Origin of the sequence: Butyrivibrio sp. LC3010 (assembly GCF_000424385.1) — a bacterium.
Classification (GTDB): Bacteria; Bacillota; Clostridia; order Lachnospirales; family Lachnospiraceae; genus Butyrivibrio.
This window is the reverse complement of record NZ_AUJU01000008.1, coordinates 92,525-117,848: the sequence shown is the minus strand read 5'-3', so window position 1 is coordinate 117,848 and position 25,324 is coordinate 92,525. Positions and strand designations below refer to the sequence as shown.

The window sequence follows — 25,324 nt, the reverse complement described above, 5'->3', positions numbered from 1 at the left end:
TAAGGAGGTTACTAGCTTGCAACAGAACATAATACAGATGATCATTTTGATTCTTCTGGTATTCTTATCTGCATTTTTTTCATCTGCAGAAACAGCCATGAGCTGTGTCAGCAGAGTAAGGATAAAGACTCTTGTGGATGAGAATAACAGGCAGGCTCTGAGAGTCCAAAAGATATTGGATGATTATCAGGATATGTTATCTGCAGTACTTATAGGTAACAATATAGTCAATCTTTCTGCTTCAGCTCTGGCTACGATCTTTGTCCAGAGAATATGGGGCGACTGGGCGATAAGTATAGGAACCGGTGTACTAACGATAGTTGTACTTATACTTGGTGAAATTATTCCCAAGACTATAGCTACGACCTATGCTGAAAATATGGCTCTTTTTTATGCCGGAATAATCCTCTTTATAATGAAAATCCTTACTCCGCTGATCTGGATAGTGAATGCGGTGGCTGACATGGTCCTTAAGATTTTCAGAGTGGACAGAAATAATCATAAATTGATGACTGAAAATGAATTAAAGACATATGTTGATGTAAGCCATGAAGACGGTGTTATAGAGAGCGGCGAAAAGGAAATAATCTACAATGTGTTCGAATTTTCGGATGCAGTTGCCAAGGATGTAATGATCCCCAGAATAGACATGAGCTGTGTCAGCTCTGACGCCGAATACCATGAGGTATTAAGAGTTTTCAAGCAGGAGATGTACACAAGAATTCCGGTGTACGAAGGAAATCAGGATAATATCATAGGTCTGATAAACATTAAGGATATGGTTCTTGTTTCAGACAAAGATAATTTCAAAATCAGTGACTATCTGCGTGAAGCATATTACACCTACGAATATAAAAAGACAGCCGATCTTCTTATGGAAATGAGAAAAAATGCTCAGAATGTTGCGTTTGTTCTGAGTGAGTACGGAGCTACCGTCGGAATGATAACCCTTGAGGATCTTCTTGAGGAGATTGTCGGTGAGATCAGAGATGAATATGATTCTGATGAGGAAGAGCAGATAAGAGAGCTTGGTGATGGCAGATTCCTTGTAGAAGGCAATATGAAGCTTGATGATGTGAATGATGCTCTTGGAACTGCTTTTGAATCTGATGATTATGACTCGATTGGTGGTCTTATGATTGAGAATCTCGACAGACTTCCCAGAGGTGGCGAGACCACAAGGCTTCCAAATGGCGTTGAACTTACAGCAAGTGCCATAAAGAGAAACAGAATTACGGATGTTCTTGTCTATATTCCGGAAGGGGCATTTGAAGAGAAGGAAAGCATGGCAGAGGCTGAACAGCCCACTGAAGAGATTGTGAAATAGTCATATTCTTAAATTTATATAAATCCAAAAAGTTGCTTTTCGCAGTGCTCAAATTATGATATACTACTGAATTGTGGAAAACTGTTGTTTTTCAGTATTATTCCTGAATGAAAAGGAGATGTATTATGAAGCATGTAAAAACACTTGCAACAAGAAATCTTAAGGAGTCCATGAAGAAGGGTGGCTGCGGCGAATGCCAGACATCTTGCCAGTCTGCTTGCAAGACTTCCTGCACAGTTGGTAACCAGAGCTGCGAGCAGGTTGCTAAGTAATAGTTGTTTAAACTAAATAGTTTTTTTAAAACCAGGCAGCGGCCATGCCGCTGCTTGATTTATGAAAACTATATCCGGCAAGAATCCGACAGGATTTAAGGAAACTGATGAATTGGCAGAGAGGGCTGTAGCCTGTATGTCGATCAATTAGTCATATTTTAATTAGAAAAGGTAGTGAGAATTTTATATGGTACATGCATACAAGAACAACGGATATGATATTGTTCTGGATGTAAACAGTGGTTCTGTTCACGTTGTGGATGACATTGTTTTTGATCTCATCCATCCTGTGGAAGAGAATTTGATTAAGCGCTTTGGTTCTGCAGATATTACTGCAAAGGGCGCAGAGGCTGTAAGTGATGAGGTGCTTTTAGGAGAGCTTCTTTCTGAAGTGGCTGATAACTTTTCACAGTACAGCACAGAGGATATAAGTGATGCGATATCTGATATACTTGAGCTTCGCAGAGGCGAGGTTTTGTATACGGATGATGTATATGAGAATTATGTTGAGGAATTCAAGGAGAGAGATACCGTAATCAAGGCTCTTTGCCTGAATATAGCTCATGACTGCAATCTCAGATGTAAATACTGTTTTGCTGACGAGGGTGAATACCACGGAAGGAAAGCACTTATGACCGAGGAGGTCGGTAAGGCTGCACTTGATTTCCTTATCAAGCACTCAGGCAGCAGAAGGAATCTTGAGGTTGATTTCTTTGGCGGTGAGCCGCTTTTGAACTGGGATGTAGTCAAGAAAATAGTTGAATATGGTCGAAGCCTTGAAAAGGAGCATGATAAGAACTTCCGTTTTACCCTTACTACAAACGGCACACTTCTTAATGATGAGATTTTAGAGTTTGCCAATAAGGAGATGGGCAATATAGTTCTTTCCATAGACGGACGTAAGGAAGTCAATGATAAGATGCGTCCTATGCGTGGCGGACAGGGTACTTACGATAATATAGTTCCCAAGTTTAAGAAGGTGGCAGAGAGCCGTCATCAGCTCAGATATTTTGTGAGAGGAACCTTTACTCACAACAATCTGGATTTCTGTGAGGATGTTAAGCATCTTGCAGATCTTGGATTTAAGCAGATATCTGTTGAGCCTGTTGTGGCAAAGCCTGAAGACTGGTATGCTATCAAGGAAGAGGATATTCCTTATCTTTGCGAGCAGTATGACGAACTTGCAAAATTCTATCTTCAGAGACAGAAGGAAGGAAAAGGGTTTAATTTCTTCCACTTCAACATAGACCTTGAAGGTGGTCCATGTGTTGCCAAGAGACTTTCAGGATGCGGTTCAGGGTGTGAATATCTGGGTGTAACACCCTGGGGAGATCTTTATCCCTGTCATCAGTTTGTTGGTAATGAAGACTTTATTATGGGTAATGTTTTTGAAGGAATCACAAGACCTGATCTTCAGAAACAGTTTAAAGAGAGCAATGTGTACTCCAGACCTGAGTGTCAGAAGTGCTTTGCGAGATATTATTGCAGCGGAGGTTGTGCTGCAAACGCCTACAATTTTAACGGCGACATAAATACAACCTATCATACGGGATGTGAACTGCAGAGAAAGCGTGTAGAATGCGCTATAATGATCAAAGCAGCTCAAGCCGAATGAGCTTAATGGAGGGTGAAAGAAATGAAAAGAGTAAAATCAGTAGTCGCTTTGCTTGTGGCACTTTTGCTGCTTGCAGGTCTTGGGTTTACATCTGTGTATGGCCTGGGAAGCGATAAGTCAGGATCACTTAAGAGTATTGATCTCGGACTTGATCTTGCGGGTGGTGTCAGCATCACTTATGAAGTACTTGGGGATGGAACTCCCAGTGCTGAAGACATGTCAGATACTATTTACAAGCTGCAGCAGCGTGTAGATCAGTACAGCACAGAGTCACAGGTTTATCAGGAAGGTTCAAACCGTATTAACATCGAAATTCCCGGTGTTACAGATGCTAACAAGATTCTCGAAGAACTTGGACAGCCCGGTAATTTGTACTTCATTGCGCAGACTGACAGTGAGGGTAATGAAAACTATACATATAATTCCGGATTCACAGTTGATGATGACGGCAATTATGTTCTTAGTGAAGATGGTCAGATAGGCTATGCTCTTAACAAGTCTATCGAAGAGCTTGAAGCAAACGGTTCAATCGTACTTAAGGGTGAGGATGTTGCTGATGCTCAGGCCGGCTATCAGAATTCAGGTACAGCAAATACTCAGGAAGTAGTTGTTTCTCTTGAGTTCACTGATGAAGGAAAACAGAAATTCGCTGATGCTACAAAGAAGGCATTTGCAAATGGCGAGTCAATCGGTATCTACTATGATGGAGAGTTTATTTCCGTTCCTAATGTTCAGGCTGAGATTACAGACGGAAGAGCAGTAATCACAGGTGAGGAATCATTTGAGTCAGCTTCAAACCTTGCTTCAATGATCCGTATCGGTGGACTTAAGCTTCAGCTTAATGAACTTCGTTCAAACGTTGTAGGTGCCCAGCTTGGTTCAGATGCTATTCATACAAGTATGATCGCTGCTATTGCAGGTTTTGTAGCAATCGTCCTGTTCATGATCGTGTTCTATAAGCTTCTGGGTGTAGCTGCGAGTGTAGCTCTTGCATTCTATTGCGGACTTGAGATACTTCTCCTTTCAGCATTTGAGATTACACTTACACTTCCCGGTATCGCAGGTATCATCCTTTCAGTAGGTATGGCGGTAGATGCTAACGTGCTTGTATTTGCCCGTATCAGAGAAGAGATTACAGGCGGTAAAGATGTTAAGGCTGCTATCAAGACCGGCTACGGTAAAGCTCTTTCAGCTATTCTTGATGGAAATATCACAACACTTATTGCTGCAGCAATCCTTGGTCTTCGTGGAACAGGTACCGTTAAGGGATTTGCTTCAACACTTGCACTTGGTATTGTTGTATCAATGTTTACAGCTCTGTTTGTTACAAGAGCAATCACAAATATCTTCTATGGCCTTGGCTTTGAGGATAAGAAGTGGTATGGAAAAGCTAAAGAACTTAAGCTTCGCGATTTCACCACAAAGAGAAAGATGTTCTACGGAATATCTGTTGCAATAATCGTTATCGGTTTCGTAGTTATGGGTATTAACGGCGGACGTGGCGAAGGCGCATTTAACTATAGTCTTGATTTCGTTGGCGGTACATCAACAAGTGTAACATTTAATGAGGCATGGACAACAGAGAAGCTTGATAGTGAAGTAGTTCCTAAGATCAGAGATCTTACAGGCGTTGATTCAGTTCAGGTTCAGACAGTTGCCGGTTCAAACCAGGTTATCTTCAAGACAGTAACACTTACTGTTGCACAGCGTGAAGCTATAGATAACATGTTCAGAACAGATTATTCTGTTCCTGCTGAGAACATTTCAGCTGAGAGTATCAGTTCAACAATCAGTAATGAGATGCGTGCAGATGCTACATCAGCTATGATTATTGCACTCATACTTATGCTTGCATATATCTGGATCAGATTCAGAGATATCAAATTTGGTGCAGCTGCAATTATTGCACTTGCGCATGATGCACTTATTGTTATTACCTGCTATGCACTTACAAGAATTCAGGTTGGCGGTACATTTATCGCAGCTATCCTTACTATCATCGGTTACTCAATCAACGATACAATCGTTACCTTTGACCGTATCCGTGAGAATCAGGTATTCATGAATCGTAAGGATCAGCTTGAAGAACTTGTTAATAAGAGTGTAAGTCAGACTATTACACGAAGCCTGTTTACTTCAATTACAACCTTTATCATGGTTCTTTCACTGTTCATTTTCGGTGTGCCGGATATTCGTAACTTTGCACTTCCGCTTATGACAGGTGTAGTTGCAGGTACATATTCATCAATCTTTATCGCATCACCGATATGGCTTGATCTTAAAAAGAAGTTTTCAAAATAATTATTTTAAATAATTTTCAGAGGGGCTGCCGCATACGCGGCAGCCTTTTCATCTTTAAGGGGCATTACTTTTGAATGGACTTTGAACTGTAAAGCCCCAAATGACAAGACAGAGGTTTAATATGGCAAAATGGTTAGAAATCAGAAAAGGTGCGGATTTTCAGAAAATAGCTAAGGATCATGGAATTTCACCAATAACTGCACGCATATTACGAAACAGAGATGTTTTTGAAGATGCAGATATAGATATGTACCTTAGCAGGGATGAAAAGTATCTGCATGATCCTCATCTTCTGAAGGATATAGATCTTGCAGCTGATATCATGAAGAATAGGATAGAGGCAGGTGATTCCATAAGAATAATAGGTGATTATGATGTAGACGGAATATGCTCATCCTACATATTGCTTGCAGGAATTAAGCTCTGCGGTGGAAATGTAGATGTTGTATTGCCACATCGTATTCATGATGGATATGGACTTAGCGTTTCACTTGTAGACAAGGCCTATGAAGATGGAAAGCAGATGATCATTACCTGTGATAATGGTATCGCCGCTATTCCTCAGATAGCACATGCTAAGGAACTGGGAATGACAGTTATTGTAACAGACCATCATGAAGTGAGCTATTCAGAGGAGGACAAGGATCAGATGGTTTTACCACCGGCTGATGCTGTCGTTGATCCCAAAAGAAGGGATGAGACTTATCCTTTTCATGAGATATGCGGAGCTATGGTTGCATATAAGTTCATCCAGGTTCTGACTGAAAAAATGGGACTTACAAAAGAGAAGGATCTTAGATCATTTTTTGATGAAATGACCATATTTGCAGGATGGGCTACGGTATGTGATGTCATGCCGCTTAAGGATGAGAACAGAATAATTGTCAAAAGATCCTTTGATGCCATAACACGAACCGGTAATGAAGGTTTAAAGGCACTTCTCAGGGTTAATAATATAGATCCCTACAATGTAAGCTGCTATATCTACGGGTTTGTAATAGGCCCTTGTTTGAATGCCACAGGAAGGCTTGATACTGCAATGAGAGGCATTGAGCTTTTGACGGAGCAGAATGTGAGTAAAGCGGCTGAGATTGCCCTAGAGCTTAAGGAACTAAATGACAGCAGAAAGGATATGACTCAGCAGGGAAAAGATGAAGCTATGGAGCTTCTTTCTGAATATGGTGATAATTTGCCGGATGTTCTTGTTTTGTACATGCCAGAGCTTCATGAATCATTGGCTGGAATAATTGCAGGTAAGGTCAGGGAAGAAGTAAACCATCCGGTAATGATAGTAACTGATGCGAAGGATGATCTTGTAAAGGGCTCTGGAAGATCAATAGAGGCGTATCACATGTTTGACGGCTTAAGCCAGTGCAGAGAACTTCTTACAAAATACGGCGGACATAAGCTTGCTGCAGGATTTTCATTAAAGAAAGAAAATCTTGAGATGTTCAGGGAAACGCTTAATAAGAACAGTACTTTGAAAGCCGGGGATTTTGTGGAGATTCTTCATCTTGATATGGAGCTTCCAATAAGATATCTTTCTTTGAATCTTTTAAGAGAAATTGAGAGCCTCGCACCTTTTGGACAAGGAAATCCCGAGCCTCTTTTTGCAGCCAGAAATGTCAGGCTCATAAAAGGACGCATTATTGGTAAGAATGCCAATGTTGCAAAGATGACGGTAAGAGATGAAGAGGGCCAATGCTTTGAAATGATGGTGTTTGGAAGCATTTTCGACAGATGGAATGAATTTCTTGACATTAACTTTGGTGCAGAGAGAAGAGAAAAGCTATATAATGGTGGATGTAATGATAATATGTCAATTAAGATTGCATATCAGCCAAAGATTAATGAATTTAGAGGTGAAGAAAGTGTACAGATTATACTCAAGGACTTTTGCTGAAAATCTTTCAAAAATAAAAAGGACTTTATCTGCTGAATCTATATGGTTCACAGATAAGTCCTTTATAATCTTCAAAAATTTCTTCATAAACCACAAAACACACGCTTAAAAAGCGTGTGTCTGCGGTTTCTTATGAGGGGGAGATAGTTAGTTCATCAACTATCTTGATAATAATATACATTTAAAATGTGAACTGTTTGTGTTCAAAAACTTAAGAAAAACAGTAGATTTATTTATGAATTTATTAAGAATAGGAGAGAGAGTTATGAAACTTGAAAAATTGCTTGAAAAGCTGGAATTTGAAGCTTATGTAGGGGGAACTGACAAAGCTGCTGATGTATCTGCAGTAGAGATAACAGAAGTGGTTAATGATAATAGAAAGATCACTCCCGGATGCCTTTTTATCTGCATTGAAGGCATGAACTTTGACGGACACAGTGTCGCTAATGAGGCAGCTAAGAAAGGAGCTGCAGCTATTCTTGTTCAGAAGGATGTAGAGATTGAAGAAGGAACAGATACAGTTGTTGTTAAGGTAGACAGCACTAGATATGCCATGGCATTCGTATCAGCCCAGTGGTTTGGCAATCCTGCAGAAAGTCTTAAGACAATAGGTATTACCGGAACAAAAGGAAAAACCACTACAACTTATCTTATTAAGAATATGTTGGAAAATGCAGGACACAAGTGCGGACTTATCGGAACGATTGAGGTAATAATTGGTGATGAGCATATTCATGCTGAAAACACCACACCTGAGTCCTACGATCTTCAGAGATATATGCGCAAAATGGTAGATGCCGGTTGTGATTGTGTTGTTATGGAGGTGTCTTCACAGGCGCTTATGCTCCACAGAAGTCAGGGCTTTATATATGACATTGGCGTATTTACCAATATCGAAGCTGACCATATTGGTCCTGGTGAGCATAAGGACTTTGAGGATTATATGCACTGTAAGGGATTATTGTTTAAGCAGTGCAGAATTGGTATTGCCAATGCAGATGACCTTAGAATGGAAGAGGTTACAAAGGATCACACCTGCAAGCTTACAACCTATGGATTTTCAGAAAAAGCGGATCTCAGAGCCATAAATCTTGCATATCTTCACAAGCCGGGTGAACTTGGTGTTATGTTCGATACCACAGGAGTAGTTGAGATGCATGCACAGGTTCCCACACCTGGTAGATTTAGTGTCTATAATGCTCTTTGTGCAATCGATGTTGCAAAGCAGCTCGGATGTGAAGAGGATGTAATAGCTGAAGCACTTAAAAAGGCTCATGTTAAGGGAAGAATTGAGATGGTCAAGGTGTCAGATGATTTTACGCTTATGATAGATTACGCTCACAATGCAATGGCACTTAAGAGTCTTCTCAGCACTCTTCGTGATTATCATCCTACACGTCTTATCAGTGTATTTGGATGTGGCGGTAACAGATCAAAGCTCAGAAGATTTGAAATGGGTGAAGTCAGTGGAAAACTTGCTGATTTTACTATCATAACCTCAGATAATCCACGTTTTGAGGATCCGATGGATATCATGAATGATATTGAAACCGGCATGAAGAAGACCGATGGCGAATATATTAAGATTGAAGACAGAAAAGAAGCTATACGTTATGCTATAGAGCATGGAGAGCAGGGAGATATTATTGTACTTGCTGGAAAAGGACACGAGGACTATCAGGAAATCAAGGGTGTTAAGTATCCTATGGATGAAAGAGTCCTTATACAGGAGATTTTGAAGGAAATTCAGGAAAAGGCTTGATGGAAAAGCAGAGCTACTCTTTTGCAAACATAATAGTTGATATCTCACATGAGAAGGTAGACAGACCTTTTCAGTACAAGATTCCTGCTGAGCTTGCAGGCAGAATTAAACCGGGGAACTGCGTTAGTATTCCATTTGGGAAAGGAAACACGGTAAGAACGGGTTATGTTGTTGAGATAACTGACATCCCTAAGTTTGATCCGGAAAAGACCAAGGAAATATTAGGTCTGAATGAAGGTGAGATGTCGGCAGAGGGCATCATGATAAAGCTTGCCGCCTGGATGAAAAATAACTACGGCTCAACGATGATAAATGCTTTGAGAACAGTTATTCCTGTGAGGAAAAAATCAAAAGCGCTTACACATCGCTATGTAAAGCTAAAAGTTGACAGCAAGGTAGCCCGGGAGCTTTATAACACTTTTGTGAAAAAGCATCAGGTTGCAAGAGCCAGGCTCCTGGAAGCTCTGCTTGAGAATCCTGCGGAGCGGATTCCTTATGAGCTGGTGACAGGAAAACTTAATGTAACCTCGGCAGTTATTAAGGCACTTTCTGATAAAGGAATCATTCTGCTCGAGAGTGAAGAGTACTACAGGAATCCTGTAGGAGATGTCAATGCTTTAGAAAAACAGATTGTTCTTAGCAATGAGCAAAGAGAAATAGTCGACAGTGTGATAGGTGACTATGACAATGGAAAAAGACAGACATATCTTATACATGGGATAACAGGAAGCGGCAAAACAGAAGTATATATCGCCATGATTGATGAGATAATAAACAGAGGGAAGCAGGCAATAGTGCTCATTCCTGAAATAGCGCTTACATATCAGACACTTATGCGATTTTACAGGCATTTCGGGGAGAGAGTTTCAGTTATGAACTCAACGCTCTCTTCGGGAGAAAAGTATGATCAGGCAAGGCGCGCGAGAGAAGGAGATATAGATATAATTATCGGACCAAGATCTGCGCTGTTTACACCTTTTCCTAATGTGGGACTTATCATAATTGATGAAGAGCATGAAACCTCCTATAAAAGTGAAACAATGCCTAAGTATCACGCAAGAGAGACAGCAATTGAACTGGCAAAGCTTGTTCCGGGAGGAGCCAGCGTAGTACTTGGGTCAGCAACTCCATCACTGGAAGCTTATTACAGGGCGCAGCTTGGAGAATATAAACTTTTTGAGCTAAACAGAAGGCTGACCGGAGGTACACTTCCTGAGGTTGAAATTGCAGATCTCAGGGAAGAGCTTAGGAGTGGAAATAGATCAATTTTCAGCAGAAGTCTGCAGGAAAAACTACAGGATTGTCTGGATACAGGACACCAGGCGATGCTTTTTATCAACAGAAGAGGACTTGCGGGCTTTGTGTCATGCAGGTCCTGTGGCTATGTATTTAAATGCCCTCACTGTGATGTTTCAATGTCAGAGCACAGAGGCGGCATGCTGGTATGTCATTACTGCGGATATACAAAGCCTGTTTCCAGAATTTGTCCGGAATGCGGATCTAAATATGTTTCAGCTTTCAGAGCAGGAACTGAGCAGATAGAGAAGGAAGTAAATAAGCTTTATCCAAAGGCACGAGTACTTCGAATGGATGCAGATACTACAAGAGCCAAGGGCAGCTATGAGAAGATTTTGTCAGCCTTTGCGTCAGAAGAGGCAGACATCCTCGTGGGAACTCAGATGATAGTTAAGGGGCATGATTTCCCAAACGTGACACTGGTAGGAATCCTGGCAGCTGATATGTCTTTAAATGCCTCAGATTATAGGGCAGGAGAGCGTACATTCCAGCTTCTGACCCAGGCTGCAGGAAGAGCCGGAAGAGGAACTCATCCCGGAAATGTAGTGATACAGACTTATCAGCCTGACAACTACGCAGTGGTAAGCGCTGCAGCTCAGGATTACAAGGCTTTTTACGAGGAAGAGATTTCTTACAGGAGTCTCCTTCGTTATCCTCCTGCGGCGCATATGCTGGCGATACAGATATGGGCTAAGGATGAGAGCTTTGGAAAAGAACGGTCAAATCAGCTCAGAGCCTACATAGACAGAATGCAGATAAGAGATGCTGCTGTCATAGGGCCTTCTTTTGCTGCTATAAGTAAGATTAACGATATATATCGCATAGTTATTTATGTAAAGCACAAGGATCATGCCGAGCTTATGAGAATAAAGGATGTATTGGAAAAAGTTCTCGATACATGGGAGATGAAAGGCATTATGAGGCAGCTCCAGGTACAGTTCGATTTTGACCCGATGAATTTTATGTAATTATTTATATTTCTGTGTTATACTAATGTACTAATTATATTAATAATATTATAGAAAGGTAGAAAAATGGCACTTAGAGAAATTAGAGAATATGGTGATGATGTACTTGTACGCCCTTGCAAAGAGGTTAAGGAAGTTACTCCCAGAATCCGTGAACTTATAGATGATATGTTTGAAACAATGTACGATGCAAATGGTGTAGGTCTTGCTGCACCTCAGGTTGGAGTTTTAAAGAGAATTGTTGTTATCGACTGCTCACCTGAGTGTGATGAGCCTCATCTTCTCATCAATCCTGTTATTTTAGAGACCAGCGGAGAGCAGACAGGATATGAGGGATGTCTTTCAATCCCCGGAAAATCCGGAATTGTAACAAGACCCAATTATGTTAAGGTAAGAGCTTTGGATATAGACATGAAACCTTTTGAGCTTGAAGGAACAGAGCTTCTTGCCAGAGCCATCTGCCACGAATGTGATCATCTTGACGGACACATGTATGTTGAGAAGGTAGAGGGTGAGCTTGTTAATAACGAGGATTTACAGCAACAGGAAGAAGAATAAACTTGAATTGAGGAGTTTGTTTTTATAGAGGGGTTCGGGGGCTTCCCCGATTATGAAAAGATATGAGTAAAGTTAAGACAAGAGGCAACATGGCAGGCTTTGTCATCGGAGCTTTAATTCTGGTTCTGGTGGCTGTTTATGTAGGAATATCAGTATATTTTATGAGTCATTTTTCATTTAATACTTACGTTAATGATATTCCTTCTTATAAACTGACTGCAGCTGATATTGAAAAGATTGTAACAGACGGAGTAAAACAGTATTCCCTTACAGTTCATGCCAGAGGTGATATTACTGATGTCATCAGTTCAGATGATATCAGTCTTTCTCTCAGGATGGACGGGCAGTTTGAGGATGCACTCAAAAAGCAGAATCCGTTTCTATGGCCGAAGTATCTTTTTACTGAGACTCATCTTACGACGGATAATATTGTTGTTTATTCCAAGGATGTTGTAGAGGCTAAGATAGCTGCACTTGATCTTTTTTCACCGGCCAATGTCATAGAGCCTGTGGATGCTTATATTCCGGAGGAATCAGGTGAAGACGGATTTTACATTGTACCCGAGGATTATGGGCAGACACCGATAATGGAAAGCGTTTCTGAAAAGATATGCGCTGCTCTGGACGTTCTTGACAGTGAAGTAACAATTGATGATGAATGCTATAAGGTTCCTGAGATCTACTCAGATAATGCTGAGCTGGTTGCATTTTGTAACAATTTAAATACCTACTGTAAGGCATCAATTACCTATGAGTTTGGTGCTGATACTGTTGTGGTAGATGGCACTAAGATCAAGGAATGGTGTAATATAAACGGCACAGAGGTAAGCCTTGATGAGGAAAAAGTCAGAGACTTTGTAAATAGTATGGCAAGGCAGTATGACACTTTCGGAAAAGACCGGACAATCACTTCTCACAGCGGAGAGCAGGTTACTGTAACAGGCGGTGATTATGGCTGGTGGATGGATAGGGCAACTGAGACATCAGAACTTATCTCTGCAATCAAAAATGGAGAAAAAGGAGTAAGAACTCCTGTCTATTTTGGAACGGCTGCTCAGTACGGCGAGAACGACTGGGGGAATTCCTATGTCGAAATTGATCTTTCCGCACAGCATCTTTGGGTATATCAGGATGGTGCGATGGTTATTGATTCTGATTTTGTCTCAGGCTGCGTTAATAAGAAGAGAGCGACGCCCAGAGGCTCCTATGCCATCACATATAAGGAGAGAGATGCTACCCTTGTCGGAGAGAACTACGAATCAGCAGTAAAATACTGGATGCCCTTTAATGGCAACGTGGGTATGCATGATGCGAGCTGGAGATCCAATTTTGGAGGTTATGACTACATTCTCAATGGTTCACATGGATGTGTAAATCTTCCTACAGCCAAGGCAGAACAGATTTACGAAACAGTTACTAAAGGAGAAGCTGTTTTTGTATACGGCGGACTAACGGATCCTGTCCCTGTCGTGGAACAGGAGATTGTTAATCCGGAAACCGGTGAAGTTACGATAAAAAGAGTTCCTGTGATTAACGGAAAAATAGCAGGAACAGATACTCCGGTACAGACTACATCACCTGCGGAGACAGCACCGGCAGCAGAAGGTCAGGCACCTGCTGCGGAGACAACACCAGCAGCGGAAGGTCAGGCACCAGCAGCGGAGACAACACCAGCAGCGGAGACAACACCAGCAGCAGAAGGTCAGGCACCAGCAGCGGAGACAGCACCAGCAGCAGAAGGTCAGACACCTGCTGCGGAGACAACACCAGCAGCAGAAGAGCAGGCGCCCGCAGCGGAGACAGCACCAGCAGCAGAAGAGCAGGCGCCCGCAGAATAGTCATCCCCGGAAACAGAAGTCTAAGTCAGGCTGTCACACTATTATTTAGTGTGACAGCCTGTTTTTCTGTACTCCATAGTGGCGATTTGTGTACATCTTTCAGTAAATCTAATTACTTCCGATAATCCATATTTAATAAATAAATTCATAAAAAAACTATAAATTCAATGTCGCTGAAGGCATTAGATTTAGATTTTTACTGATAATTCTTAATTCTTAAATAATATATTCCCGTTTATTTTATAGTTTGTATATATTGCGATGCTATAATCAAGCTAGTTAAGTTTACCCTTTTTTATTTATGTGATTAAGTGAGAACTTAAATAGAATGTGGAATAAGGAACAGGATAGTTATAAAAAGTATAGCTTGATTGCTACAATTCTGATGGTTGTATGTATCAGTATTTTTTCTGCTATCTACGTTATTGTAATTTACGGATACACCTACGATCAGAGCTTTATGAAGCTTAAGAGCGCAACAGAGGAAACCATCGATTCAATCGAGGGTGAGTTTCGTGCGGACAGAAATATGCTTCGAATTATAGCTAATATCATATCGTCTTCAGATGATTCACTACATGCACTAAGTGTAAATACATACCTGAATATGTATGATGTGAACTCGCTTATTTCTGATATTGCCATCCTCACATCTGACAATAAAGTCATTAGAATCAGTGGCATGGATCTGGACTCGGAGGGAGTCCTTAATTTTGATGAGATTAAAACCCGTGGAGAGCATATTTCCACGCTTCTTAAGGATCTGGAAAAAGAAGGAGTATATGACTTAAGAAGCTTTGTACCAATTAGAAGAAATGATGAGACTATTGCATTTTTGTATGGAACTACAACTCCGGAAGACATCCTGAATGCATGGGTTCCTGAGATTTATGACGGACATGCCACAGTAAGTGTGATAGAGAGAAGCAGTGGAATTTTCCTCATAGATGGAGCTGGCAGAATGAATAAAAACCTTGCTGACGTGGATATAAATGTTACGAGCATAAGTGTTGATGATACACTGAAAAATGCTATTTTAAGTGGGCGAAGAGGCTATGCCATAGGTAAAGACAATGAGACAGGTATCACGAAGTACTATTGTTTTTTGCCTATGAGGCTGGCAGATTGGGAGATGGTTGTAAGCGTATCCGAGGAAGATGTTTTTGCTCAGGTTAAGCCCATGAGAGTATATCTGTATGCTTACCTTTTGGTGGTTATTGCGACACTTGTAGGATATCTGCTGTTCCTTCTTAAAATAACCCATGGATCCCTTGTAGGAATTGAAAGAAGAGCCAATATGGATGCCCTTACGGGATTGCAAAATAGAAACCGGTACGAATACTTTTGCCAGCATCTGCAGCAGGGAACAGATGGCCTTGCATGCATTTATTTTGATGTAAACGGGCTGCATGAAGTTAATAACACTATGGGACATATTGCAGGCGATGCGATGCTTAAGACCGTAGCCAGGATAATCAGTGAAGAATTTGGCGAAGCTAATACTTACAGAATCGGCGGAGACGAGTTTGTGGCGTTTCGCTACGAGAGAGAAGAGGAAAATGTAAGAAAAGACCTTAGGAAGGTAGAGAAGGAAATCGAGGAGAAGGGATATCATGTTGCCAGCGGCCTTGCTATGGCTACACCTGATAAAAAGCTAGCGGTTGTAATTAAGACTGCTGAGGAGGAAATGTACGACAACAAGCGTAAATACTATGAATCCATAGGAAAGGAGATGAGAGGATGAGCAGGAGACTAGGTGTTATTCTTGGCTTTTTTTTCATCCATATGGTGATTCTTTCCGGGTGTGGATCCAAGCTGCCGGATATCGAAAATCATGTTTTTGAGGAAGCTTTTAAGGATGATGCAAAGGTTTTCAGGACTCTGTATTCATCCGAAGTGCAGGATCTTCATTATTTGAGAACAATCTCAGCGGTTGATACTGCTATTACGGCAAATATTGTTGATGCTCTTGTGGATTATGATTCCAAGGGTAATATTATCCCCGGGCTTGCAAAAAGCTGGGAGTCTAACGATGATGCCACAGAATGGACTTTTCATCTGAGAAACGGGATAAAATGGGTTGACTGTGAAGGAGAATATTACGCAGATGTGGTAGCAGATGACTTTGTTACTGCAGCTGAATATGTTAATAATGCAGCAAATGGCTGCGACTGTCAGTACATGTATTCCACCGGATCCGTTGTTTTAAATGCTCAGGAGTACTATGATTACACATCATATCTGATTTCTCCTGACAGTTTTAGTGAAGCTCCTAAGAAGGTCGAGGCGTCGGAGCTTGGGGTCATAGCGCTTGATAGTAAAACTCTTGTCTACAAGCTGGAACGACCCTGTACATTTTTCCCAAGCGTTTTGTCATATACATCATATCTTCCCATATGCAGAAAGTATTTAAATGAAGTCGGCAGTATGTTTGCAAGAAGCAATAAAAATTTGCTCTATAACGGTGCCTATATCCTGGAATACTATCAGCCCCACGAAAAGCAGATTCTTGTAAAAAATCCTTATTATTGGGATTCTGATCATGTATATATAGACAGGATTGAGAATTACTATGACACAGAGAGCGTTTCTATTGCTCCTGAGCAATATATGGAAGGTAACATTGATAAAGCTGTCGTAAGTCCTGATAAATTGGACGAATATATGGAAAATCCGCAGATCATGGATGAAATTCATCATTCAAGACCGGATGTTTCTTTTACATATTTCTATGCATTTAATTTTGCTCCAAATTTTGATTCCAAGTATCAGCCTGAGAACTGGTCTAAAGCTGTCGTAAACAGTTACTTTAGAAAAGCGATAATGGCATCAATCAATAAGAGTGAAATAATGAAAATATACGAGCCCTATAATCCTGAAAGTCTCGTAAACAACACATTCACGCCTCAGGGAGTGTTGTCGATAAATGAAATTGATTATACTTCTATGGGCGGTCTGGAAGCCATAAAGGAGAGGGACAGCTATAATCCTATATTGGCTAAAAAGTATGCAAAAGTTGCCAGGCAGGATTTATCCAGCGAAGGAGTTATATTTCCTGTAAAGGTTCTCATGCCCTACAATCCCAATGTGAAAGGCTGGCAGGAAGAGGCTTATCTTATAGAAAAGCAGATAGAGTCTACTCTGGGAAAAGACTTTATAGATATCAATGTCGAGGTTGGAGGTGATACGGGATATCTTATAGGGGCCAGAAGAAGTGGAAAATATGCCTTTATGAAATGCAGATGGGGAGCTGATTATGAGGATCCACAGACCTGGACAGAACCCTTTATGGACGATGGCGAGTATATGTTCTGGCATTTGACTGACAATAGTAATATAATGAAAATCCGTGAAGAATGGAATGCCCGAATTGACGAAGCTTCCAGGATCACCTCGGATATTGAAAAAAGAATGGAAACCTTTGCACAGGCAGAGGAGCTTATACTGAAAAACACAATTGTAATACCATTATCCATAATGAATGGTGAGGGGTATGTCATGTCAAAGCTCAATGATTTTGAGGGCGAATATGCACCCTATGGAATGGCAAATCAGCGATATAAAAATTATAAGCTCCATGAAGATTCAATGAATATCGAGGAGTATGAAGCTGAGTATAAAAAGTGGTTAGAGCACTAAAAACAGACAGGAAAAATCTGATGGCTAAAAATATTTATCTTAACCTGGGAAAACCCGACGAATTAACCGCTGTCGGAAGAGCGTTGTCGGTACCAATAAGAGCCCGCATACTTTCTATTATTTCAAAGGAACCGCTAAGCATAGCAGATATCGCAAGGCAGCTTAATATTCCCGCATCCAGTTGTGCAGCACATGTTAAAGCGCTGCAGGAAGCCAACCTTGTGAGGATAGAGCAGGTTCCCGGGACCCGGGGAAGTGTAAAAATGTGCAGACGAAGCGTTGACAGGATCGATATCAGGCTGGTGGAACCAAACGGAAATGTTGATGATGTCATCAGGATTGAGATGCCTATAGGTGCCTATACGGACTGCCAGGTGTTTGAGACCTGCGGACTTGCAGATGAGAATGGCCTTATAAGTATGGATGACCGGGAGGAAAACTTTTATCTTCCTGAAAGGACGAGAGCCAAAATACTTTGGACATCAAAAGGCTATATAGAGTACTCTTTTCCTAATCAGATTTTCTCACTTCCGTTTAAAGCAAGGCTTAACAGGATATCCGTCTCTGCTGAGATGTGCTCAGAGGCACCGGGATTTAACCCTGACTGGAAATCAGATATCACGCTCTGGATAAACGGAGTCGAGTGTGGAACCTGGACCTGCAGGGGGGATTATGGTGAGAGGAAAGGACTTAATAATCCTGACTACTGGAGTAGCGGAAGAACCCAATATGGTGAGCTTACCATTTGGGAGATAACAAGGAAAGGCGCTTATATAAATAATAACAAGGTCGGCGCGCTCACCATTGATGAGCTTGGTATAATGGATTCCCACAGAATCAATGTGAGAATCGGAAATAAGGAAGATGCCAAAAATGTTGGCGGATTTAACCTTTTTGGTAAAGAGTTCGGAGATTATAAACAGGATATAGTTATGGGACTTGCATATGAATATGCAGGTGGGAAACATTAGAACACAGAGAATGTCGCTTGCGACATTCTTTTTGTATGTACGGAAAAAAATCACGGTATTTGAACAAAAATCATGTTTAAATACCCCGAAAACGTTAAAATTCTGCATGTTTAAACAACATCTTTGTTGAATAAATCACCGCATTTTTCTATAGTTTAGATAGGGCTTTCCGGTATCAGTATCAAAACGAAATTAGTAAGAGTAGCATCGCTCAGGAAAAAAATGAGTGGGTTACGATACTGGTGACAGACCGGATTGAGTCACATAAAAACATTTATTTATAGATGAGGAGAACGAGTGATGAATAGCTATATAAAAGATTATCCAAGGCCGCAGCTTGTAAGAAGTGATTGGATTAACTTAAACGGACCCTGGGATTTTGCCTTTGACGATGATAACTGTGGTGAGAAACATGGGTGGACGAAGGGCTTTGATGCCGATTATGAGATAAATGTACCTTTTACCTATGAAACAAAAATGAGCGGAATAGGAATAGAGGAAGCTCACGAGCATGTGTGGTATCACAGAGAGCTTAATCTGACAAAAAAGGAACAGAAGAGATACATCATTCACCTGGAGGGGAGTGATTACAATTCCAGAATCTGGGTGAACGGGAAGTATGCAGGATCCCATAAGGGGGCGTATGAGCGTGCAAGCTTTGATGTCACTGAGCTCTTGAATGATGGAAACAATAATATAGTAATTTCCGTGTCGGATTCAAATAGCATAAGGCAGCCAAGGGGCAAGCAGCGCTGGATCAAAAACAACTTTGGCTGCTGGTACGTGCAGACCACCGGAATATGGAAAACCGTATGGCTTGAGGAGATTCCGGAGAAGCATATAAAGAGTATCAAGCTCACTCCTGACCTTGATAATGCAAGCATTATTATTCAGGCAGAATTCGGGAATATTCCGGTTTCTGTATTTGAAGATGAAGATAAGCCATATTCACTGTCAGGAGAAATATCCTTTAGCGGCGCTAAAATCAAGGAGTTTACTTCATCAATAAGCAGTGACCATTTGAAGGTAGTAATTAAGCTCTCCGATTACGCCGAGGCTGAGTGGGGAATACACGCCTGGACTCCTGAAAATCCCGAACTGTATGATCTTTCACTGACCCTGAAAGAAAATGGAGAGGACATTGATACTGTACTTTCCTATTTTGGAATGCGAAGTATCAGAACAGAAAACGGGCAGGTTTTGTTAAATGGGACGCCTCTTTACCAAAGACTTATCCTGGATCAGGGCTATTGGAAGGATTCCCACCTTACACCTCCAGGCGAAGAGGCTCTTATAGAGGATATAGATAAGATAAAGGAGCTTGGCTTTAACGGATTAAGAAAACACATGAAAATTGAGGATGAGAGATTCCTTTATTGGTGTGACGTTAAGGGAATGCTTGTGTGGAGTGAAATGGCAGCCTGCTATGACTTTGATGATGAAGCAATAAGTGCGTTTACGGATGAGTGGAAGGCTGTGGTTATGCAGAACTACAATCATCCCTGCATCATTACCTGGACACCTTTTAATGAATCCTGGGGAGTCTCTGACATCAGGACAAACGAAAGGCAGCAGGACTTCACAAAAGCCATATACTTTATGACTAAAGTCATCGATCCCATGCGCCCTGTTATAACCAATGACGGCTGGGAGCACACTGTTTCTGATGTTTTGACTCTCCATGATTATGAGGAGGACGGAGCTGTATTTGCTGAGCGTTATACCACAAAAAAAGATGAAATACTGAGTGGAACCTTTGCCCATAGCAAATATAAGAATGCCTTTGCAAAGGGATATACCTATACCGGTCAGCCGGTCATAATCAGTGAATATGGCGGCATTGCGTTCAACACATCAAAAGAAGACGAGTGGGGGTATGGAAATACCGTAGCTTCAGAGGATGAGTTTGTTGAGAGATACAGACGCATAACGGATGCGATATTAGACATTCCATATATTGTGGGCTTTTGCTATACGCAGGTCAGTGACGTGCAGCAGGAGGTCAACGGACTCATGACTATGGACAGAGAGTTCAAGGTTGATCCTGGAAAAATAAGGGCAATAAATGAGCGTGCCACATCTTTTCATAAGTAGATGACTACGACTTTTTGAATTGACAATGATATGGAAAATCTTGTGATACAACATGCCAATTTTTTATATTAATTGCCAATATATTTCATTTATGCCAAAAAAGATTGATGCTAATATCTAAGAAACCAATCAAAGGATAATAAAGTAATCATTTGATGGAATCGGGCTAAATGGAAACGATTTTTGCAGGCTAATCACCGTAAGCACGAATTTATGGGGACTTGCGGTATCTGACAGTTATAAAGCAAGGTGCCGTTCAAGAATGCGAAACATGATTGTGAACGGTACCGGTAGCAGACCGTAGTGAGTCTGATAAAAGGATTGGTTATAGATGTGGAGGAGTAGGGAATGCTATGAAAAAAGGTCATTTATTTCTGATCAATTCATTCATGTACATTGCCTGCGCGATATACATTCCCTTTTTAAATCTCTATTACAGACAAAACGGAATTACTTCTACCCAGATAGGAATTCTGGGAATGCTGGCCTGTGTCTCATCTTTGTTTATTCAGCCCCTGTGGGCGAAGAGAGTTGATGATACGGGAAAGGCGAAAAAGTATGCAGTGCTGATCGTATTGGGGACAGCTTTGGCACTGCAGACTTATTATCTTGGTACAAGTTTTGCCAGCTTTTTCTTTGCAGCATCATTCCTGGCGGTGTTTTCGACAACCATAATACCGCTGACAGATACCATAACACTGAGGAATGCTGCAAGATACGGCCATAGCTTTTCAATAATAAGACTTGGCGGGACCATTGGATATGCCATTGCAGTATATCTGTTTGGTATTTATCTGAAGGGAAGACCTGAGAGGTCCTTTGCAATAGCAGGGATAGCGTACCTTATAATGGCAGCTCTGCTCATGGGGCTTCCGGCACATGAAAACAGCCTGCCGATAGCTGCCCGGCATACTAAGAAGCAATTTCGCATATCTGAAATTTATAAGGACAATACCGTATGGCTGTTGCTGGTTCTGGCATTCTTTTTCCAGCTGGGAGCGAGCTTTTACAATGGCTTTATCACAGTTTTTGCAGCGGATAGAGGAATGGGCGAATCAGGAGTTGGACTTTTGCAAAGTATTTCAGCACTGAGTGAAATACCGATACTTCTGAGTTTTGGACTTATACCAAAAAAAGCCAGAGGTCTAAAACTCCTTTCCCTTGTGACTGTGCTTATGGGACTAAGGCTTCTCATAGCATCGATAGGAGTATTGCCTGCATTTCTTGTATCCCAGTCAATGAACGGACCAAGCGGAATGATATTTTATCTTGTCTGCATGGAATATATCTTCAGTCATGTTAAAAGCGGGAAAGAAACTGAGGGACAGAGCGTTCTTTACATAGTTCAGGCAGGCGCAGCAAGCATTCTGGGTAATCTTGCCGGAGGCGTTGCAATTGATGTACTGGGAATAGAAAAGGCGTTTGCATCATTAGGAATAATAGTAGCCTTAAGCGCGGTGATAATACTTTTATCACTCATGTTCAAGGCAAAAGAAAGGGGAGGACATTGAGATGAATGTTATGCATTCAGAATGGAGAGGCAGGATATCTCATTGGGTGCGGACTTTAAAGGACGACTTCTATACGCCTCTTGGAGAGATTAAATGGGAAGCAGCAAGAACCATGGAGGAGCTATCTTTTGATGATCTTGGCTCTTTGAATTTTAGCAAGGTGAAACCCGGATTTACCTGGGGAAATGTCTGGGAATACTGCTGGTTTAGAGGCAAGGTTGTACTTCCAAAGGAGGCTGAAGGAAAACGAATAGTATTAAAGCTTGATCCCGGAGGAGAGAGCACTCTTTTTGTAAACGGGAAAAGCTTCGGAACCCACCGAGCAGAATGGGTATGGGTGCCGCATCATTACATAGAGGATAATGCGCTTACTATTTGCGGAAAAGAAGGGCAGGAATTTGAAATCCTGATGGAAACCTATGCAGGACATTATTATCCTGAGGCTCCGACAGGGGGCTGTGCTACAGGACCTGTTCTTCCGGGAAGCTATGAGGATCCTCTAAAGGAGGGCGAGAGAAGGACTCTTGGACTTTGCACCTATGGCATCTGGGATGAGGATGCATATCAGCTTTATATGGATGTTGATACATTGCAGCAGCTCCTTGATACGCTTGATCAGTCATCTCTTAGGGCTTCCAAAATAGCAGAGGCACTGGAAAAATTCACATTAGTAGTTGATTTTGAGCAGGATAAGGAAAAGAGGCAGCAGAGCTACAGGGAAGCCAGAGAAGTGCTAAGGCCTGTCCTGGAAGCGGAAAATGGCAGTACGATGCCAACCTACTATGCAGTGGGCAATTCGCATCTTGATCTTGCATGGCTATGGCCCATGGCTGAAACATACAGAAAGACAGCAAGAACTTTTGCGGCACAGCTAAGGCTCATAGAGCAGTACCCTGAATATAAATATATTCAAAGTCAGCCGGCTGCATACGAGATGGTAAAAGAGTATTATCCCGAACTGTTCGAAAGAATAAAGGAAGCTATAAAAGGCGGCCAGTGGATTGCTGAAGGAGCAATGTGGGTTGAACCCGATACCAATATGGCAGGTGGTGAAGCTCTTATCAGACAGCTATTGTATGGAAAGAAATATTACAAAGAAGAACTCGGAGTAGACAGTATAGTTTTGTGGCTTCCGGATACATTCGGATACACAGCAGCACTTCCGCAGATACTTAATGGATGCGGAGTAAAGTATCTTGTTACTCAGAAAATCTTCTGGTCATATAACGAGGGCGATATCTTCCCATATCATTACTTCACCTGGGAAGGAATGGATGGCTCGAAAATAACAGCTTTTTTGCCCACAAGCTATACCTACAGAACAGACCCTTCACAGCTTGATGAAGTGTGGAAGGGAAGAAGCCAGGCGAGGGATCTTGATGCATTTCTTTTACCCTTTGGCTATGGTGACGGAGGCGGCGGACCAAGCAGAGACTACCTTGAATATGCCAAAAGAGAAAGTAATCTCGAAGGGGCACCAAAGGTCAAACTGGCAGGACCTGTAGAGTTTTTTGAGGACATGGAGAAAAAGGGAGGGCCGGTAAATACCTATACCGGAGAACTTTATTTCTCAGCTCACAGAGGAACTTATACCTCACAGGCTAAGGTTAAGAATAATAACAGACGCGCAGAGCTTGCTCTAAGAGATATGGAAATATGGGGCGCGGCAGCTCTTGTAAAAGGAGCTTCCTATGACACTAAGGAAGCAGAAATCTTCTGGAGAGAGCTTTTACTTCATCAGTTCCATGACATACTTCCGGGCTCAGGAATACAGAGAATATATATTGAGTCCAATGAACGAATGGAAAAGCTGATTGAAAAAGTAAGAAGCAATACAGAAAACTTTGCTGCAGCTGTTTGTAAGGAATCAGATGAAGCCGTAACAGTATTAAATTCATTATCTTTTGAGACCACAAGTCTCATAGAACTGCCAAAGCAGTTTGAGCACGGAGCATCCTGTGATAATGGGGAAATAGTTCCGGTTCAGGTAGAAAACGGCAAGGTTATGGCACTTGTAAAGCTTCCTTCACTTGGTGCGGTTACTCTTATACCGGCTGAGGGTAATAGCTGCAGGGACATTGCAACAGCAACAAAGGAAGGCAATGAGTTCATCCTTGAAAATAAGAAGGTAAGAGCTTCGATAAACGAAAAAGGTGAAGTGACAAGCTTTAAATTAAAAGCCCCAGATACTGAGTTTGTAAGCGGAATCTCCAATCGTTTCCATATGTATAAGGATGTACCGAGATTATTTGATGCATGGGATATAGATTCAAATTATAAGCTTCAGGAGATAGAGGGAGTACGTAACACAAAGCTGGAAATAATAAGTGATTCGGGTCTTAAAGCAGCGGTTATGGTCACAGGTGAAATAGGGAATTCCACATTCAGGCAGGTGATATCCCTTAGATGCGATCTTGACAGAATAGAGTTTGAAACCGATGTCGAGTGGAATGAACTGCACAGACTCTTAAAGACAGAATTTGCCACAAACATTTACGCAACTGAAGGCATAAACGAGATGCAGTTTGGATATGTAAAGCGTCCGACCCACAGATCAAGGGCATATGAAAAGGACAGATTTGAAGTATGCAATCACAGATATTCAGCTCTCGAGGATGGAGGAAGAGGAGCAGCAGTATTAAATGACAATAAGTATGGAATAAGCATGAACGGAAGCTCTTTGGAGCTTACCCTTTTGAGAGCTGCAGCATCTCCTGAGATGAGAGCAGATAACGGACATCATCACTTTACATATGCTTTTACAGCCTGGGAAGGCACTTTTGCAGACAGCGATGTGATCCGCGAAGGATATGAGCTTAATGTAAGTCCACTGATTACAGCAGGACATGCAGAGAGATTCTCAATGGCGCAGGTTGATAAAAAGAACATCTTTATTGATACGATAAAACCTGCTGAAGACGGAAGCGGAGACCTGATACTCAGATTATATGAGGCAGCAGGGGCAGCAACAAAAGCGAAGGTTACAACAGACTTCAGGGGAGCAGCATACAGCTGCAATATGCTTGAAGAAGATAAAAAAGAAATCAGCTTTGATGAAGGAATTCTTGAACTTGAATTTAGGGGATTTGAAGTTAAGACAATAAGAATTTCATTAGACTAAAAGAGTTAATTAAAAGCTGACCTTAATGGACTTCCCGGATGTGTCCGGATTGCAGGCTCCAAGGTGATGAGCTTGCACAGACATTGGGAAGAAGCTGGTACCTATCTGTGACAAGGGATAAATAAAAAAGGGAGGAGGCTTATAAGGG

The 25,324-nt window shown here is 41.5% G+C and carries 15 protein-coding genes; all 15 read left to right on the top strand.

Features of this window, described 5'->3' with window-relative positions:
- Nucleotides 1-16: 16 nt before the first annotated feature.
- Nucleotides 17-1,327, top strand: a complete 1,311-nt coding sequence (locus G622_RS0107920) for an HlyC/CorC family transporter (RefSeq protein ID WP_026510260.1) — start codon at nucleotides 17-19, stop codon at nucleotides 1,325-1,327.
- Between the two features lie 125 nt (nucleotides 1,328-1,452).
- Nucleotides 1,453-1,599 (top strand): six-cysteine ranthipeptide SCIFF, encoded by a 147-nt coding sequence (gene scfA / locus G622_RS22160; protein WP_044913305.1) that lies wholly within the window; start codon nucleotides 1,453-1,455, stop codon nucleotides 1,597-1,599.
- A 187-nt stretch (nucleotides 1,600-1,786) separates the two neighbouring features.
- Nucleotides 1,787-3,214 (top strand): thioether cross-link-forming SCIFF peptide maturase, encoded by a 1,428-nt coding sequence (gene scfB, locus G622_RS0107910; protein WP_026510259.1) that lies wholly within the window; start codon nucleotides 1,787-1,789, stop codon nucleotides 3,212-3,214.
- A 21-nt stretch (nucleotides 3,215-3,235) separates the two neighbouring features.
- Nucleotides 3,236-5,515: a protein translocase subunit SecDF gene (locus G622_RS0107905; RefSeq protein ID WP_026510258.1), complete on the top strand. Its 2,280-nt coding sequence runs from the start codon at nucleotides 3,236-3,238 to the stop codon at nucleotides 5,513-5,515.
- A gap of 121 nt (nucleotides 5,516-5,636) precedes the next feature.
- Entirely contained in the window at nucleotides 5,637-7,418 is a 1,782-nt protein-coding gene (recJ, locus tag G622_RS0107900; protein ID WP_026510257.1) for a single-stranded-DNA-specific exonuclease RecJ, read from the top strand.
- A gap of 265 nt (nucleotides 7,419-7,683) precedes the next feature.
- The gene (locus tag G622_RS0107895; protein WP_026510256.1) at nucleotides 7,684-9,180 is read left to right on the top strand and encodes a UDP-N-acetylmuramoyl-L-alanyl-D-glutamate--2,6-diaminopimelate ligase; all 1,497 of its coding nucleotides are present in this window, start codon (nucleotides 7,684-7,686) and stop codon (nucleotides 9,178-9,180) included.
- On the top strand, nucleotides 9,180-11,444 hold the full coding sequence (priA, locus tag G622_RS0107890; RefSeq protein WP_026510255.1) for a replication restart helicase PriA: 2,265 nt from the start codon (nucleotides 9,180-9,182) through the stop codon (nucleotides 11,442-11,444). Before G622_RS0107895 ends, priA begins: the two co-directional genes overlap by 1 nt.
- 66 nt (nucleotides 11,445-11,510) lie before the next feature.
- Nucleotides 11,511-12,002: a peptide deformylase gene (def, locus tag G622_RS0107885; RefSeq protein WP_026510254.1), complete on the top strand. Its 492-nt coding sequence runs from the start codon at nucleotides 11,511-11,513 to the stop codon at nucleotides 12,000-12,002.
- Between the two features lie 62 nt (nucleotides 12,003-12,064).
- Complete coding sequence (locus G622_RS22155; protein WP_081675232.1) at nucleotides 12,065-13,840, top strand: L,D-transpeptidase family protein; 1,776 nt, start codon at nucleotides 12,065-12,067, stop codon at nucleotides 13,838-13,840.
- 328 nt (nucleotides 13,841-14,168) lie between these two features.
- The gene (locus tag G622_RS24495; RefSeq protein ID WP_049945746.1) at nucleotides 14,169-15,584 is read left to right on the top strand and encodes a sensor domain-containing diguanylate cyclase; all 1,416 of its coding nucleotides are present in this window, start codon (nucleotides 14,169-14,171) and stop codon (nucleotides 15,582-15,584) included.
- Nucleotides 15,581-17,479, top strand: coding sequence for a peptide ABC transporter substrate-binding protein (locus G622_RS22140; RefSeq protein WP_049945745.1), 1,899 nt, complete (start codon nucleotides 15,581-15,583; stop codon nucleotides 17,477-17,479). Before G622_RS24495 ends, G622_RS22140 begins: the two co-directional genes overlap by 4 nt.
- 20 nt (nucleotides 17,480-17,499) lie before the next feature.
- Nucleotides 17,500-18,450: an ArsR/SmtB family transcription factor gene (locus tag G622_RS0107860; protein ID WP_044957333.1), complete on the top strand. Its 951-nt coding sequence runs from the start codon at nucleotides 17,500-17,502 to the stop codon at nucleotides 18,448-18,450.
- A 300-nt stretch (nucleotides 18,451-18,750) separates the two neighbouring features.
- Nucleotides 18,751-20,544 (top strand): glycoside hydrolase family 2 protein, encoded by a 1,794-nt coding sequence (locus tag G622_RS0107855; RefSeq protein WP_026510252.1) that lies wholly within the window; start codon nucleotides 18,751-18,753, stop codon nucleotides 20,542-20,544.
- Nucleotides 20,545-20,897: 353 nt separating this feature from the next.
- On the top strand, nucleotides 20,898-22,055 hold the full coding sequence (locus tag G622_RS0107850; protein WP_026510251.1) for an MFS transporter: 1,158 nt from the start codon (nucleotides 20,898-20,900) through the stop codon (nucleotides 22,053-22,055).
- A gap of 1 nt (nucleotide 22,056) precedes the next feature.
- On the top strand, nucleotides 22,057-25,176 hold the full coding sequence (locus tag G622_RS0107845; protein ID WP_026510250.1) for an alpha-mannosidase: 3,120 nt from the start codon (nucleotides 22,057-22,059) through the stop codon (nucleotides 25,174-25,176).
- Nucleotides 25,177-25,324: the final 148 nt, after the last annotated feature.